Consider the following 15,278-nt stretch of genomic DNA (forward strand, 5'->3'; position numbering starts at 1 on the left):
CAACCGGGAGCAGGCTCCCGGCCATGGAAGTTAGCGGTTGAGGGGCTCGATGCTCTCTCTGTGGAGCTCGGCACCAAACCGCTGGATCAGAAACTGGATATTGGGATCCTGCTCGAGATCCCGGGTCACCTGTTCGCGTACCCCCAGATAGAGGCGATGCTCGATCTCAAGGGGCGTCTCCTGCTCAGGCACCACGCCCAGGGTCACCTCTACCTGCACGGGCTGGCCGAGGGCGGGGCCGATGATCTCGGCCAGATCGGCGCGCGCCTTGTCACTGACCAGATGGCGCTGCTCGGGTTTCAGGGTCAGCAGCACCCTGTCCCCTTCCCGGGTCATCACCGAGTTGATGGCAAGCTGGCGTAGCCGTCCACCCACCTGGGTGTGGGCAATCAGCTCGGCCCAGGGGTCGCCGCAATTGCCCAGCAGGGAGGAAGGGATAAGGCGGCTCGCCTCCCCCTCTTGCGGAATATCGTCGCTCTCGAGCTCATCCCAGTCGATGGTCTCCATCACTGGCTGGGCCGGTTCGCTGTCGGCCAGCTGTGCCGGCGTGGCTGCCGCAGGCGGCGGCACCTCGGCGGCGGCAGGTGCGGCCTGCACACCCGGCTGATAGCTTGGCTGCCCCTCCAGATCCCAGGGGGGCAGATCGCTCGCCTGGGCCGACTGGCTGACCTGAGCGGCAGCGTTTCCACCGGCAGGTGCCGCGGAAGGCGCCGGCATGGGCGAAGCCATAAAGCTCTGGCTCAGATACTCTTCATAGTCCCCGTTATCGCCCCCCTCGTCATAGCCATCGGCATAGAGATCCACCGGCGGCAGCTCCCCATACTGACCCATGGCGGGCGCCCCCTGAACGGCCGACTGGCGGCTTTGGGGTTGAGGTGAGGGCTGCGACGGTGGGATGGCTGACGCGGCAGGCATCGCGGCGGCTGAGCGAGCCGGGGCCACTGGCACCGCTCGTGGCGCGGGCGTCGTCGCGACCGGATCCTGACCCCGCTGGCGACTGCGCAGCATGTTGCGCTTGCCAAGCAGGCTCTGCATGCTCGAAACCATCGACACGGGGGCCGGTTCGGCCTCAACCTGAGGAGCCGTCGAGGTCACAGGTGCAGCCATGGCTGGCGCCTGTCCGGCAGGGCCGCTTGCCAAAGGATCCATCCCTTCCCCCGGGTTATCCCCGTGAGCCGGAGCCTGAAGTTCGCCCGAAGAAACGGCGTCATCCGCCAGAGTTGCATCCGGCTGATACCCCATTCCGGCCGCTTCGCGCAATAACTCATCCTGCTGGCTGAAGAGCTCGGCGGCCTGCGCCTCCTCCTCGGAGCTCGCGACCTCGCTCGCATCGGTGGCACCAGCAGGCTCGACAACCGGAGCTGCAGCCGGCGGGTTGGGTGCAGCAACGCTCGCCGCTTCGCTGGTGGCTGGCAGCGCCCCATGCTCAGCGGCCGGAAGCTTTCCCGGCAGGGTTCCCATCTCTGCCACTGGTGCAGGCGCCATGGAGGGTGGCAAGGCGCTCAGGCTGGCAGGATGCAGCACCTCGCGCCGGGGCGAGAAGGCGAGCATCCGCAGGCAGGTCATCTCCAGCGCGGTGCGGCCATCGGGGGCCCAGGGCAAGTCCTTGCGCCCCCCCAGCACGATCTGGTAGCAGAGCTGCACCTCTTCCGGGCTCATGGCCTTGGCCAGTTGCAGCAGGGCATCGGCATCCGCTCCCTGCTCCTGCACGCTGGCAGGCAGCAGCTGGGCCATGGCGATGCGGTGCAGCAGCGCTTCCAGCTCGGCGTGGAGCTGATCAAAATCGGGGCCCAGGGTGGCGATTTCGGTGATCTTGGCCATGGTGGCCGGCGCATCCTGGCGCAGGATCGCCTCCAGCAACTGGTGCAGATGACGGTGATCCAGGGTCCCCAGCATGGCCAGTACGCTGTCCAGACGCACGCTGCCGTTGCCGTGGGCCAGCGCCTGATCGGTCAGGCTCAGGGCATCGCGCATGCTGCCGTCCGCCGCCTTGGCCAGGGCCAACAGGGCGCGCGGTTCGAAGGGCTGTCCCTCCTGATCCAGCACCCACTCAAGCTGCTTGGCGATCTGGGTCTGATCCAGACTCTTGAGATGAAACTGCAGGCAGCGCGAGAGGATGGTAATGGGCAGCTTCTGGGGATCCGTGGTCGCCAGCAGAAACTTCACATAGGGGGGCGGCTCTTCCAAAGTCTTCAGCAGGGCGTTGAAGCTGTGGCGCGACAACATGTGCACTTCGTCGATGAGATAGACCTTGAAGCGACCACGGGCCGGACGGTACTGCACGTTGTCCAGCAGTTCGCGGGTATCTTCCACCTTGGTGCGCGAGGCCGCGTCGATCTCCAGCAGGTCAACGAAGTTGCCCTGATCGATCTCGCGGCAGGTGTCGCACACGCCGCACGGGTGGCTGCTGATCCCCTGCTCGCAGTTGAGGCTCTTGGCCAGGATGCGGGCGATGGTAGTCTTGCCGACCCCGCGGGTACCGCTCAGCAGATAGGCGTGATGCAGTCGTCCCTGATCCAGGGCGTTGGTCAAGGCGGTCAGCACATGTTGCTGGCCTACCACTTGTTCAAACGTATGGGGGCGCCATTTACGCGCCAGAACCTGATAGCTCATAAATCCATCATGCTGGGAAGACAGGGCATTGAGGCCGGATGCTAACACAAATGCGGGGCCTGCTGTATCGGCTATCGGCCGAGGCGGGAAGGATCGCTTGATTTTCAAACCGATGCCACCAAGGCACCGGTTTGCAACCGGGCCCGAACCGGCAGGTCGGGCCCGAAGAGAGGTTACTCGCCGTCGAATTCGACCAGAGAGAGCACCTTGACGCCGGCGGCGGTCAGGCGGGCATCGCCACCCAGCGCAGGCAGGGAGATAACGAAGGCAGCATCGGTCACGTCACCGCCGGCGCGGCGGATCAGCTTGACGGCCGCATCGACGGTACCGCCGGTGGCCAGCAGATCGTCCACCACCAGCACCTTGTCACCGGCCACGATGGCATCGGTGTGCATCTGCAGGGTATCGGTGCCGTATTCGAGCTCGTAGGACTCTTCCATCACCTCGCGAGGCAGCTTGCCCGGCTTGCGGACCGGCACGAAACCGACGCCCAGCGCACAGGCAACCGGCGCGCCGAAGATGAAACCGCGCGCTTCGGTACCGACAACCTTGGTGAAACCTTGATCACGGTAGTGCTCGACCAGCAGATCGATGGTGGCCTTGAACGCCTCGGCGTTCTCTACCAGGCTGGTGATGTCGCGAAACATGATGCCCGGCTTCGGATAGTCGGGGATGGTCTTGATGCTCGCTTCGATAAATTTCAGAGTTTCCGGATTCATTTGTTAACCGCTTATTTTTTGACCCAGGAGTGGCCGTTTCTCAATTCCCGTCTGCGGGAAAATAAAAAGGCCCGTCATGCAAAAATGACGGGCCGACTCCAAGCATTATTGCCGCAATAGCTTAGGGACTTCACTTCGCCATTGCAACTGGCTCCAGCACCGGCAGGCGCATTAACCAGGTAAGCAGGACAGCCATGATGACCAGCAGGAGCCCCTTGACCCACAGCAGAGGCACCACGGCGAGGGAGACCGAAAAGGTGAGCAGGATGAACAGCACGGCCCGCCGCCGGGCGTGCCGGCGAATGGCGCGATACTGCTGCCAGTCGACGATAGGCGGGCCGAACCAGGGGTGAGTCAGCAACCAGTGATGAAAGCGCGGCGATGAGCGGGCAAACAGGGCCGCCGCCAGCAACATGAAGGGGGTGGTCGGCAGCAACGGCAAGACGATGCCGACGATACCGGTCACAAATGCCAGCCAGCCCAATGCCATCAGACACCAACGTTTCATGCAAACCCCTCATATCAATTGCCCGGTGCAAGCCTAACAGAGTTTGACTCACGGCTGGCACAATTGCCTGCGCCTCGCGATGCAGGTGCGGGTTTTCTCGCCGGCCAACGGCTGACAGCGCCCCCCATTCCCACTACAATCTGCGCTCTTTTTTATTCTTGCCTTCGGAATTGGTTATGCGCGTTATTTTGGCCCCCATGCAGGGGGTGCTGGATCACCTGATGCGGGAGGTGCTCACCTCCGTCAATGATTACGACCTGTGTGTCAGTGAATTTATCCGGGTCGTGGATCAGCTGCTGCCCGCCAAGGTGTTCTACCGCCTCTGTCCGGAGCTGTTGCAGGATGGCAAGACCCGCGCCGGCACCCCTGTGCGGGTGCAGCTGCTGGGACAGCACCCCGAATGGCTGGCCGAAAATGCGCTGCGCGCCATTGAGCTCGGCTCCCCCGGGGTGGATCTCAACTTCGGCTGCCCCGCCCCCACGGTCAACAAGAGCAAGGGGGGCGCCGTGCTGTTGAAAGAACCCGAGACCATCTATCGCATCGTCAAGGCGGTGCGAGAGGCGGTGCCCGCTCATCTGCCGGTCAGCGCCAAGATCCGCCTCGGTTACGATGACAAGGAACTCTACCTAGACAATGCCCGGGCGGTTCATCAGGCCGGCGCCGACGAGCTCGCGGTCCACGCCCGCACCAAGCGCGAAGGTTACAAGGCCCCCGCCCACTGGGAATATGTGGACGACATTCGCCGCGCCCTGCCCATCCCCGTCACTGCCAACGGCGAGATTTGGAACCATGATGATGCCCTGACCTGCGCCCGGGTCTCCGGCTGTGATGCCCTCATGGTGGGCCGCGGCGCCATCTCATTGCCCAACCTCGCCAACGTGATGAAGACGGGATGCGCCCACATGAGCTGGGGCGAAGTGTTGCAGCTGATGGTGAGCTACACCGAGCAGGATCTGGCCAGCGACAAGGCCGACTACTATCCCAGCCGCATCAAGCAGTGGTTCAGCTACCTCAAGCGAGAATACCCGCAGGCCGATCTGCTGTTTCGTGATATCCGGGTGCTGAAAGAGACCGCTCCCATTCGCGATGCCTTGCTGCAAGCGGCCAAAACCCACGGCTAACCACGTTTAACTTGACGCATGTCATCTTGATAGCTTTATCCGTTCCCTATACTGCCTCGCATCTGTGGTATGTCCTGTGGGGGATAATGTGTGTGAAATGACGCAAGCACAGTTGGCTGTCTGGCGTAATCGCCTGCTGTCCGACTGGGCTCAAGAACGTGAAACGCTGATCGCTCAGCTCAAAGCCTCGCGCCGTGACGACTGGGCAGAACGGGTCGATCACTGCGAACAGGATCAGCTGGTCGAACTCACCAGCCGGCTGGATCTGCCCAAGGTGGAACAGAGCGTGCTGCGCCTCAAGCGGATCGATGCGGCGCTTTGCCAGATGGATCTCGGCCTCTATGGTCTCTGCTCCGACTGCGAAGAACCTCTGGCCATCGAACAGCTGGAGCAGGATCCGACCCTGCAACGCTGTCCCCGCTGTGAAGCCCGCTATCGCAAGGGATTCCACGCCCACGAACTGTGAGGGATGCACCCCGGGTGCACCTTCACGACCGCCATCGCGATCCCATCCCCAATCCATTCCGCTCGCCTCGTCCTGCGTAGGAACACCCCTGCTGCCATCTCGCATGGCTGGCCGGGCTCGCTGACACCCGAAAAAAACGGGGAGACCCTCTGGCCTCCCCGCTTGCTGGTTGTCCGCCCGGGTTACCCCAGCACGATGCGGGAGAGATGGGAGAAATGGTGAATTTCGTGGGTTGCCTCGCACGGATGCGACGCTTTGGCCGGGTTGTACCAGCAGGTCGCCAGCCCCTGCGCCGCCGCTCCTGCAATATCTGTCTTGGGATTGTCGCCCACCATCAAGACCCGCGCCGGATCCGGCTGCCCCATCAGGGACAGGGTGTGCTGGAAGATGGCGGGAGCCGGCTTGGTCACCTGAATTTCATCTGAGATCACCAGCGGCTCGAACCACTGATCCCAGCCAAGTTTGTCCAGGCGACCGCGCTGGGGCACGCTGAAACCATTGGTGATGATCCCCATCCGGACCCGTTCCTTGAGTTGCAGCAGGGTCTCGACCACCCCGTCCAGGGGGTTGCTCAGAGCAATGATCCGGGTCAGGAAGGTGTTGTTCATCGCCATGGGGTCAACCGCCACCTGCCCGGCGAACAGGGAAAAACGGGTTTGCTGCAGGGTCGCGGCATCAATCTCGCCGCTGTTGTACTGCTGCCATAGGGCATGGTTCAGTTCGTGATAACGGGCCATATCGGCCGCATCGGGGGTAACGCCATAGTGCTGGAGAGTCTGCTCCAGCGCCTTGGCCACCGGGAAATCGAGCAGGGTTTCATCCAGATCGAACAGCACCCAGTCATAACTTGGTTGTTTCACGGGGATCCTTGTCATCATTCAGGTTGTGTGGCGGCGCGGGCCTGTGCCCTGCCGAGGGGGCTTGCCAGCAGATCCAGGGTCAGGCGCACGCCAAACCCGGTTACTTCGCTGGCGACCACGCCATTGCCCCCCTTGCTGCGAAAACCGCTCAGATCCAGGTGTACCCAGGGAGTCTGCTCGGGCACGAAATGGGCGAGGAAACGGGCCGCATCAATGTGATCCGGCGAACTGCCGGGGGCACACTGCAGCAGATCCGCCCACTCGCTCTCTATGTTGTCGTCATAGTCCTCATCCAGCGGGAAGGGCCAGACCCGCTCGCCACTGTGCTGTCCCAGGCCGATCAGCGGCGTCAGCCATTCGCTGCGGTTGGTGAAAACGCCGCTGTAACGGCTGCCGAGCGCCCGCTTGCAGGCGCCGGTCAGGGTGGCGTAGTCAATAAGCAGATCCGGGGTATCCTGCACCGCCATGGCCAAGGCATCCGCCAGCACCATGCGCCCCTCGGCATCGGTATCCACCACCTCGATGGTGAGGCCGTTGCTGGCCGTCACCACCTCTCCCGGCCGATAGGCATGAGGGCCGATGTGGTTCTCGGCGATGGCCAGCCAGCAGTGCACCTCGTAGGGCAGGCGGGCCCGGCTGATGGCGTAGAGCGCCCCCAGCGCCACCGCGCTGCCCCCCATGTCCAGATGCATGCCATACATGCTGCCGGAGACCTTGAGGTTGTAGCCGCCGGAGTCGTGGCAAATTCCCTTGCCCACCAGAGCCAGGCGCCGCACCGGTTGGGGCGGGCAATAGCTGAGTTTGACCAGGGCCCCCTGGTTGTCTTCCGAGCCGCGGGTCACGGCCAGAAATGCCCCCGCCCCCAGCTCGGCCAGCTGGGCCTGATCATAGTGATGGCACTGCCACCCCTCCTCCTGGGCCAGCTGGCTGACGAATTCACGATAACTGGCGGCGGTCAGCTCGGAGGCCGGCAGCACCGCCAGATGGCGCGCCAGCCCGTTGCCTCCTGCCTCGCTGTAAAGACGGGCCAGATCGAGCACCACCGCTGGGGATACCCGGATCTGCTGATAGGCCCAGCCCCCCTCGCTGCGGCTCTTGCTGGTGGGCAGCGGGACATTGGCGGCCAGCAGGGCCGAGAGCATCAGCTCGGCCAGCATGCTGCGCTCTGCGGGGGTAAACCCCTCCAGATGCAGGCCGACCCGCTCGACTTTAAGTCCGGACAAGGAGCTCGTCCACTCCCGGATCTGCTTGTACAGGCGATGATCCCGCGCCACATTGCCGGCCACGAAACAGATCTGCAGCAGGCTGCCGCCCTGCATCAGGGTAAAAGGGGCCTTCTTGCCAAGGGCCAGCTGGGTCGCGACACCGGCCAGTTCGGGGCGAGCCAGCAGCGACTCCTTGTGCTCCTCGGCGAGAAGCAGCAGCTGCAGCGGCCGGGGCTGTGCCAGCACTTCGCTCAGGCTGGCATCCAGGGTATCGATAGCGGGAGGAAGATAGGTAAAGGGAGTGATCACGGGAAGGCGCCTCATCCATAAGAGATGCCTGATGATACCGAACAAAGGGCGGCTGCGGCCAGTTTTGTCCTGACCATCGGCCGAAAACGACAATATTCGCCTGCACGACAGCGAGATCGTGGGCGTTGCGTCATCAGAGGGAATTGATAAAAGAAAATAAAGAAGGCGTTGGTTGCGGGGGCCGGATTTGAACCGACGACCTTCGGGTTATGAGCCCGACGAGCTACCGAGCTGCTCCACCCCGCGTCCGAATTGTCACCAGCAGACCGAGCAGATGTCTGTGGCGTTTTGTCTGCATCTCTGCCTAAAACAGGCGACACACCGACGAAAAAGTTGGTTGCGGGGGCCGGATTTGAACCGACGACCTTCGGGTTATGAGCCCGACGAGCTACCGAGCTGCTCCACCCCGCGTCCGAATTGTCACCAGCAGACCGAGCAGATGTCTGTGACGTTTGTCTGCATCTCTGCCTAAACAGGCGACATACCGACGAAAAAGTTGGTTGCGGGGGCCGGATTTGAACCGACGACCTTCGGGTTATGAGCCCGACGAGCTACCGAGCTGCTCCACCCCGCGTCCGAATTGTCACCAGCAGACCGAGCAGATGTCTGTGGCGTTTGTCTGCATCTCTGCCTGAACAGGCGACATACCGACGAAAAAGTTGGTTGCGGGGGCCGGATTTGAACCGACGACCTTCGGGTTATGAGCCCGACGAGCTACCGAGCTGCTCCACCCCGCGTCCGAATTGTCACCAGCAGACCGAGCAGATGTCTGTGGCGTTTGTCTGCATCTCTGCCTAAACAGGCGACACACCGACGAAAAAGTTGGTTGCGGGGGCCGGATTTGAACCGACGACCTTCGGGTTATGAGCCCGACGAGCTACCGAGCTGCTCCACCCCGCGTCCGAATTGTCACCAGCAGACCGAGCAGATGTCTGTGGTGTTTTGTCTGCATCTCTGCCTAAAACAGGCGACACACCGACGAAAAAGTTGGTTGCGGGGGCCGGATTTGAACCGACGACCTTCGGGTTATGAGCCCGACGAGCTACCGAGCTGCTCCACCCCGCGTCCGAATTGTCACCAGCAGACCGAGCAGATGTCTGTGGTGTTTTGTCTGCATCTCTGCCTAAAACAGGCGACACACCGACGAAAAAGTTGGTTGCGGGGGCCGGATTTGAACCGACGACCTTCGGGTTATGAGCCCGACGAGCTACCGAGCTGCTCCACCCCGCGTCCGAATTGTCACCAGCAGACCGAGCAGATGTCTGTGGCGTTTTGTCTGCATCTCTGCCTAAAACAGGCGACACACCGACGAAAAAGTTGGTTGCGGGGGCCGGATTTGAACCGACGACCTTCGGGTTATGAGCCCGACGAGCTACCGAGCTGCTCCACCCCGCGTCCGAGGTGGCCAATAATATGCGCCAACGCACAGATTGCAAGTAAATCTATCAAAAAAAGTTTATTAGGGGATTAATTGGACAAAAGGTGGGGGCTTTCACGGCATCTTGCTGTTTTTTCAGGCAAACGAGTCCGAACCAGAGGCAGGCACTACACTAAGCAGGGATCGGTTTTGCCACCTTGGGTAGGTATCTTATGCGTATTTCCGCCGGCCATTGCCGTCAATTGGGGGCCACCCCTGATCAGCACGGCGTCAATTTCGCCATCTGGGCCCGGCTGGCCAGCCGGGTTGAACTGCTGCTCTTTGCCAGCCCCGAAGACCGCACTCCGGAGGTGATCCCCCTCTCACCCCGACTCAACCGCACCGCCTACTACTGGCACATCCATATAGAGGGCATTGCGATCGGCCAGCGTTACGCCTACCGCATCCAGGGGCCCTGGCGTCCCTACTGCGGCACCCGCTTTGACAGCGAAAAAGTGTTGCTGGACCCTTACGGCCGCAGCATAGAGCTGGGGCCCCATTATGATCGCCGGGCCGCCACCCGCCCCGGCAGCAATCTGGCCTGCTGCGCCAAGAACCGGGTGGTGGATACCCGTGACTACGACTGGGAAGATGACAAGCTGCCGGCACACTCTCTCTCCCGTTCGGTCATCTACGAGTTGCACCTGGGAGGATTCACCAGATCGCCGCACTCCGGCGTCGACCCAGCCCTGCGCGGCACCTATCTGGGCTTGATTGAGAAGATCCCCTATCTGCAATCTCTCGGCGTCACCGCCGTCGAGCTGCTGCCAGTGTTCCAGTTCGATCCTCAGGATGCCCCCGAGGGACTCTCCAACTACTGGGGCTACAGCCCCATGTCGTTTTTTGCCCCCCACGCCCAATACGCCTGCGGCGATGATCCCCTCACCGAGTTTCGCGACATGGTCAAGGCGCTGCACAGGGCCAATATTGAGGTGATCCTGGATGTGGTCTACAACCACACCGCCGAGGGGGGCGAGGATGGCCCGACCTTCTCGTTTCGCGGCATCGACAACGAGGTCTACTACATCCTCGACAACCAGCACAGGGACACCAACTACTCCGGCTGCGGCAACACCTTCAATGGCGCCCACCCGGTGGTGCTCCGGATGATCATGGACAGCCTCCACTTCTGGCGCCAGGAAATGCATGTGGACGGCTTTCGCTTCGATCTGGCGGCCATTTTGTCCCGGGACGAATCTGGCCAGCCCCAGGCCAACGCCCCCACCCTGCGCACCATAGACACGGATCCCAACATCGCCGACATCAAACTCATCGCCGAGGCCTGGGATGCGGGGGGCCTCTATCAGGTAGGCTCTCTGGCAGGCGCCCGCTGGCGTGAGTGGAACGGCCAGTTTCGGGACGATGTACGCAGCTTTCTGCGCGGTGACGAGAACAGCGTCACTGCCTTTGTCGAGCGGCTGTGCGGCAGCCCGGACATCTACCACTACCACCATGCGGATCCCGAGAAGAGCATCAACTTCGTCACCTGCCACGACGGCTTCACCCTGTGGGACTGGACCAGCTACAACGGCAAGCACAACGAGGCCAACGGCGAGCAGAACCGCGACGGTTGTGACCATAACTTCAGCTGGAACCACGGCCACGAAGGGGCCACGGACGATCCCCAGATAAATACCCTGCGCGTGCGCCAGGCCAAGAACATGATGGTGGCGACCCTGCTCTCGGTCGGCTCCCCCATGATCCTGATGGGGGACGAGGTGCTGCGCAGCCAGCAGGGCAACAACAACGGCTACTGCCAGGACAACGACACCTGCTGGATGCCCTGGCAACCCACCACCAGCGGTCAGGAGATGTTCCGCTTCATGAAGGAGCTGATCCAGTATCGCAAACACCTGTTCCAGCGCCCGGAGCAGGAGAGCATGCCGCTCTCGCTCACCGAGATCCTGCGCCACAGCGAGATCTGCTGGCACGGGGTCAACGCCATGCAGCCGGATTTCGGCTCCCACTCCCACGCCATCGCCATGTCGGCCCTCTCAAGCGAAACCCGGCTGGCCCTCTATGTGCTGTTCAACGCCTACTGGGAGCCGCTCACCTTCAACCTGCCAAGCCCCCCCAAGGGGGTCGGTGGCTACTGGCGCCGGATCCTGGATACCGCCCTGCCCTCGCCCCAGGACATCTGCACCTTCGGCATGCCGCTGCAGGGACTGACCCGGGAATATCTGGCCCAGCCCCGCAGCAGTTGCCTCTTTATCTGCGGGGCCGATGACTTCTATTGATTGATGAGGACGGCCAGCAACGAAAAAGCCCCCCGAGCCAGGCTCGGGGGGCTTTTTTGGTCCTTGTCACGCCAGATCAGCGGTCGCGTCAGACCAGTTGATGCAGCACGCTGGTGGCGGCGATCTGGGCGATGATAAGCCCGCACAGTGAGGTCGACACGACGACGGGAGCCGTCTCCTTGCGCTGGTAGATAGGGCTGAACCAGAGCAGCAGGGAGGCCACCAGCAACACCGCCTGGGTCACCACCGCCGGGATGAGATCATCCAGGTTGGCGGCACTGCCCTGCCAGCCCACCAGCACCGCCAGCCAGATCAGGCTGATGAGGGCTCCCGCCAGCCCCGCCAGCGGCAGCAGGGTGTTGAACGCCTGCAGACGATGGCGGGCCCGCAGCAGCATCAGGTGGGCAAAGGCCGCCCCCAGCATGCACATCTGCATCAGGCCGCTGATCCAGCCCTGGATCTGCAGCAGCCCCACGCCATAGAGGGCCAGCGGCAGCGCCGGCAGCCAGAGCAGGGTGGACGGCACGGAGCGCTTGCCCTCCAGCCGTGACTGGGCCAGCGACAGGCAGATCCCCAGCACCAGGCTCGCGCCGCCACACCAGATGAGCCAGCTGGCCGCCTTGGCCTCGACGGCCAGCATCAGGGAGAGGCCGGTGATCACCCAGATGGAGAAGAGTTGCTGGCTGATCCTGGAGCGCTGGCCCGGACAGATATCACCGCGCCACAGCACGATGCCGAGGGCGATCAGCGCCCCCAGCGCCATCAGGCCGGTCAGGGGAAAGAGCCAAAAAGGGAGTTGGACGAACATGACGCCTCCAGCAGAGAGTTGCAACGGGCGCCCTCACGGCGCCAGAGAGGGGGCGAGTATACCCAAACCCGCCCCTATCCCCAATCTCTGTGCATGTTCCGGATCTGCGGCAACCGACTTGGGAGGTGTACGGCCTTAGCCCTGGCCGCGAGCCAGCGCCACCACCCGGGAAAACATCTGGCGCAGCACTGGCGGTATGTGATCGGCACCGAGCCGCTCTGCCTCCTCCACCACCGCCAGCGCCATACCCGGCTTGCTGCGCTTGTGGATCGCCTTGCTGATGATGTGGCTGGCACTCAGCATGGTACGCCCGCCCACCCCCGCTTCGCGACGAAACACCCCCTCAAAGCCGTTGTGATAGAGGTAGTGCTCTATATCCGCCGCCGGCAGCTGGGTCAGGCGATCCCGCTCCCGCTCCCCCTTGAGCAGCGAGCGGGCCGAGGTGGCATACTTGACCCCCGCCTCGTCGCCGTCGGTGAGCAGATGCCACTCGATGCCAAAGTCGCGGGCCACCTTGATGAGCGGTGACTGGCCGCACTGGGCAAACTCGATGATCCGCACTCCTTCCGCCCGCAGGCTGTAGCCACAGATCTGGGCCAGCTCCGAGAGCAGCCAGATCTCGGTCTCCCCCTCCACCAGCAGCCAGCAGCGGGCAAACAGCGACATGGGGCGGTTGATCCGCACGTGGAAGGCAATCTTGCGCAGATCATCGCTACTGTAGCGCTCGCCGCCAATCTGGTGGCAGACGATGTCCTGCTGCCGGCGCACCAGTCGCCGCACCTGGTTGAGCGGCAGAGAGGAGAGCAGATCCCCCGAGTTGGTGGTGAGCAGTTTCTGGCCCGGCAGCTGTTCCAGCAGGCCCCAGGCCAGCGCCAGCATGGTGGGGTGCAGGCGACTCTCGGGATCTTCCAGGATCATGATGGGGCGCGCGCCCTCCTCCAGCTCGCGGTTGCCACGCGCCTGCAGCAGGGTGGCCGCCATGCCCGCCATGGCCAGTTGCAGCGCCCGGTTGTCGGCGTGGCGCAGCAGGGTGTGCAAATTGCCCGGGTTGCGCAAGGTCATGGGGCGATTGATGATGTCCCGCTGACTGCGCGGCTTGTTCTTCTTGATGGGGGCCAGGGCGTTGAAGTAGTGATCCATCAACTGGCGCACCGCCTGCAGCGCCTCTTTGAGCTCGGGCTCGCCAATGCGCTGGGGCTCGTCGATCAACTTGTCGGCCAGATGACTCAGGCGGTTCTCCGACAGGTCCCCCCACTGCAGCGTCTCCACCCCGTGGCGGGCGCTGCGGGCATCACGCAGACGAAATACCGGGTTCATGGTGATGAGCAGGCAGATAAGCTCCCGACTGTTATCGATGGGCAAGCTCTTGCCGATACCATCGAGAAAATCGTGGGTGGTCACCACGGCGCCGTCATCCAGCAGCTCGGCGCTGGCACGATAGTGGATGCGGTTGAACTTGTCCTTGTGCAGCACCCAGGCGGGGCACAACCGTGCCAGGCGGCGCGAATGCAGACACATCTGGGGTCTGTGCTCACTGAAGGTGAGCACCAGTTGCAGATGACGGGCCGGTTCGAGCTCGGGATCTTCCGGCTGGTGAAAATCCTCGGCGGTGAATTGGTAGGGCTCGGCATCCTGCCCCAGCAGGCACCAGAGTGCCCGCAGCAGGCTCGATTTGCCCCAGGTGTTTTCTCCGATCAGTACCGTGGTGTGATCCAGCCCGAGCGAGAGCCGATTTATGCCACGAAACCCTTTGACTTCAATACGTTCCAGAAACATGCAGCCATGTCCACTTCATCCTGATGGGGCAATAGTGGCAAAGTTGCCGCAAAAAACCTATCGGCGAGTCGGGATTTTCAACGGGAACTGTGAGGCACTGCAGGTTCGGGCGGGGTGGGCGCGGCAATACGCCCCTCCGGGGCATTCCAGTGATTGAACCACAGATGACGGGTACGGATCTGGCGTTTGCGATGATTCATGGCGACTCCTGTCAACATGAAGAGGGAACGCCCCTCTCCTGGCCCCGAGTCTCACGCATGTCTGTGACAGGGAGATGACAACTGGGCCCTCCACTGACCGGGGGAGAGGCCAAAGGCCTCCCGAAAGCGGTTGCCAAAGTGGCCCTGGGAGGAGAAACCGCACTGGATGGCGATGCTGGCCAGGGGCTCGTTCCCTGCCAGCAGCTGCTTGGCCCGCTTGAGCCTAAGCTCCAGCAGATAGCGATGGGGAGGACAACCCAGGCTCTGGGCAAACATGCGGGCAAAATGGTATTCGCTGAGCCCCGCCTCTTGCGCCAGCTCAGCCAGGGTCACCGGCTCGGCCAGATGGGCCAGCAGATACTCCTGCACCCGCCGGATCACCGCCGGGGCCAACCCCCCGCGCAGGGGCGGCAGGCCCGGTGCCTCCAGGGTGTGGTGACGGTAGGCGTGCAGCATCAGCATCCAGGCGCCGTGGGAGAGCGCCATCTTGTCGATGCCATGTTGCCACTCCAGCTTCATCAGCTGGGTCTGGACCAGGGCCGCCGCCAGGGGATCGTCGATGAAGGTCTTGTCCACCAGCTGCAGATGGCGGCCCTCCTTGTCACATACCTCTTCGGCAATGCGGGTGAGGTGGGCCGGGGTGAAGTAGAGGTGGAAGAAGCGAAACTCCTCGCGCACCAGCCACTCGGATCTGTGGTGATCCGGCATGATGCACACCTTGCCGGTGCCGCCGTGGCCGCCCGGCCCGTCGAGCCGCTCGGTCTGCTCGCCCCCCTGCAGATAGACACTCACCGTGTGGTGCCCCGGCTTGTGGTAGCGGGTCTGATCGTAGCAGTTGCGCCAGCTGGCGACGCCAAAGCCGGGCTCCAGCCAGCAGGCATCCTCCAGCCGGGCGCCAGTGCTCACCAATGCATCGAATACCCCTGCCCTCTTCATCTCTTCCCGTTACCCTCGTTAGCCCACAGCGCCGGTGCGCATGCCATCCATCTTACCGACAGCGCCCCGGGATGACAGCCAGGGGCGATGAAAAACCGCAAGA

At 62.9% G+C, this 15,278-nt stretch carries 12 protein-coding genes and 8 tRNA genes; 3 read left to right on the forward strand and 17 right to left on the reverse strand.

Features of this window, described 5'->3' with window-relative positions; genetic code table 11:
- Window positions 1-30: 30 nt before the first annotated feature.
- The 3 genes from dnaX to MRK42_RS11465 form a co-directional block, all read right to left on the reverse strand.
- The gene (gene dnaX, locus MRK42_RS11455; protein WP_338609972.1) at window positions 31-2,613 is read right to left on the reverse strand and encodes a DNA polymerase III subunit gamma/tau; all 2,583 of its coding nucleotides are present in this window, start codon (window positions 2,611-2,613) and stop codon (window positions 31-33) included.
- A 173-nt stretch (window positions 2,614-2,786) separates the two neighbouring features.
- Entirely contained in the window at window positions 2,787-3,332 is a 546-nt protein-coding gene (gene apt, locus MRK42_RS11460) for an adenine phosphoribosyltransferase (protein ID WP_201939787.1), read from the reverse strand.
- A 130-nt stretch (window positions 3,333-3,462) separates the two neighbouring features.
- Window positions 3,463-3,840, reverse strand: a complete 378-nt coding sequence (locus tag MRK42_RS11465; protein ID WP_124240061.1) for a YbaN family protein — start codon at window positions 3,838-3,840, stop codon at window positions 3,463-3,465.
- A 176-nt stretch (window positions 3,841-4,016) separates the two neighbouring features.
- Between MRK42_RS11465 and dusC the strand changes: the two genes are divergently transcribed.
- Together dusC and MRK42_RS11475 are read left to right on the forward strand one after the other, a co-directional pair.
- Window positions 4,017-4,961, forward strand: coding sequence for a tRNA dihydrouridine(16) synthase DusC (gene dusC / locus MRK42_RS11470; RefSeq protein WP_224209745.1), 945 nt, complete (start codon window positions 4,017-4,019; stop codon window positions 4,959-4,961).
- A 97-nt stretch (window positions 4,962-5,058) separates the two neighbouring features.
- On the forward strand, window positions 5,059-5,427 hold the full coding sequence (locus MRK42_RS11475) for a TraR/DksA C4-type zinc finger protein (RefSeq protein WP_026457127.1): 369 nt from the start codon (window positions 5,059-5,061) through the stop codon (window positions 5,425-5,427).
- Window positions 5,428-5,609: 182 nt separating this feature from the next.
- On the opposite strand, the gene yjjG is transcribed toward MRK42_RS11475, so the two are convergent.
- From yjjG to MRK42_RS11525, 10 genes are all read right to left on the reverse strand, one after another.
- Complete coding sequence (gene yjjG / locus MRK42_RS11480; RefSeq protein ID WP_201939791.1) at window positions 5,610-6,287, reverse strand: pyrimidine 5'-nucleotidase; 678 nt, start codon at window positions 6,285-6,287, stop codon at window positions 5,610-5,612.
- Window positions 6,288-6,301: 14 nt separating this feature from the next.
- Window positions 6,302-7,801: a leucyl aminopeptidase family protein gene (locus tag MRK42_RS11485; protein ID WP_338609979.1), complete on the reverse strand. Its 1,500-nt coding sequence runs from the start codon at window positions 7,799-7,801 to the stop codon at window positions 6,302-6,304.
- Window positions 7,802-7,970: 169 nt separating this feature from the next.
- Window positions 7,971-8,047 (reverse strand) — tRNA-Met (locus tag MRK42_RS11490).
- Between the two features lie 88 nt (window positions 8,048-8,135).
- Window positions 8,136-8,212: transfer RNA gene (locus tag MRK42_RS11495), tRNA-Met, on the reverse strand.
- 86 nt (window positions 8,213-8,298) lie between these two features.
- Window positions 8,299-8,375 (reverse strand) — tRNA-Met (locus tag MRK42_RS11500).
- An 86-nt stretch (window positions 8,376-8,461) separates the two neighbouring features.
- Window positions 8,462-8,538 (reverse strand) — tRNA-Met (locus tag MRK42_RS11505).
- Window positions 8,539-8,624: 86 nt separating this feature from the next.
- A tRNA-Met gene (locus MRK42_RS11510) sits at window positions 8,625-8,701 on the reverse strand.
- An 88-nt stretch (window positions 8,702-8,789) separates the two neighbouring features.
- Window positions 8,790-8,866, reverse strand: a tRNA-Met gene (locus MRK42_RS11515).
- A gap of 88 nt (window positions 8,867-8,954) precedes the next feature.
- Window positions 8,955-9,031: transfer RNA gene (locus MRK42_RS11520), tRNA-Met, on the reverse strand.
- A gap of 88 nt (window positions 9,032-9,119) precedes the next feature.
- Window positions 9,120-9,196 (reverse strand) — tRNA-Met (locus MRK42_RS11525).
- 195 nt (window positions 9,197-9,391) lie between these two features.
- Between MRK42_RS11525 and glgX the strand changes: the two genes are divergently transcribed.
- A complete protein-coding gene (gene glgX, locus MRK42_RS11530) occupies window positions 9,392-11,455 on the forward strand; it encodes a glycogen debranching protein GlgX (RefSeq protein ID WP_338609981.1) in 2,064 nt (687 codons plus the stop codon).
- A gap of 88 nt (window positions 11,456-11,543) precedes the next feature.
- Here the strand turns inward: glgX and MRK42_RS11535 are convergent, their stop codons facing one another.
- From MRK42_RS11535 to MRK42_RS11550, 4 genes are all read right to left on the reverse strand, one after another.
- Window positions 11,544-12,263, reverse strand: coding sequence for a hypothetical protein (locus MRK42_RS11535; RefSeq protein WP_026458204.1), 720 nt, complete (start codon window positions 12,261-12,263; stop codon window positions 11,544-11,546).
- A gap of 135 nt (window positions 12,264-12,398) precedes the next feature.
- Window positions 12,399-14,039, reverse strand: a complete 1,641-nt coding sequence (locus MRK42_RS11540) for an ATP-dependent endonuclease (RefSeq protein ID WP_042028839.1) — start codon at window positions 14,037-14,039, stop codon at window positions 12,399-12,401.
- A 77-nt stretch (window positions 14,040-14,116) separates the two neighbouring features.
- Complete coding sequence (locus tag MRK42_RS11545) at window positions 14,117-14,239, reverse strand: hypothetical protein (RefSeq protein WP_268746130.1); 123 nt, start codon at window positions 14,237-14,239, stop codon at window positions 14,117-14,119.
- A 51-nt stretch (window positions 14,240-14,290) separates the two neighbouring features.
- Window positions 14,291-15,175: an AraC family transcriptional regulator gene (locus MRK42_RS11550; protein ID WP_268854586.1), complete on the reverse strand. Its 885-nt coding sequence runs from the start codon at window positions 15,173-15,175 to the stop codon at window positions 14,291-14,293.
- Between the last annotated feature and the right edge of the window lie 103 nt (window positions 15,176-15,278).

Origin of the sequence: Aeromonas sp. 19NY04SH05-1, from assembly GCF_040581895.1 — a bacterium.
Lineage (GTDB): Bacteria > Pseudomonadota > Gammaproteobacteria > Enterobacterales > Aeromonadaceae > Aeromonas > Aeromonas enteropelogenes.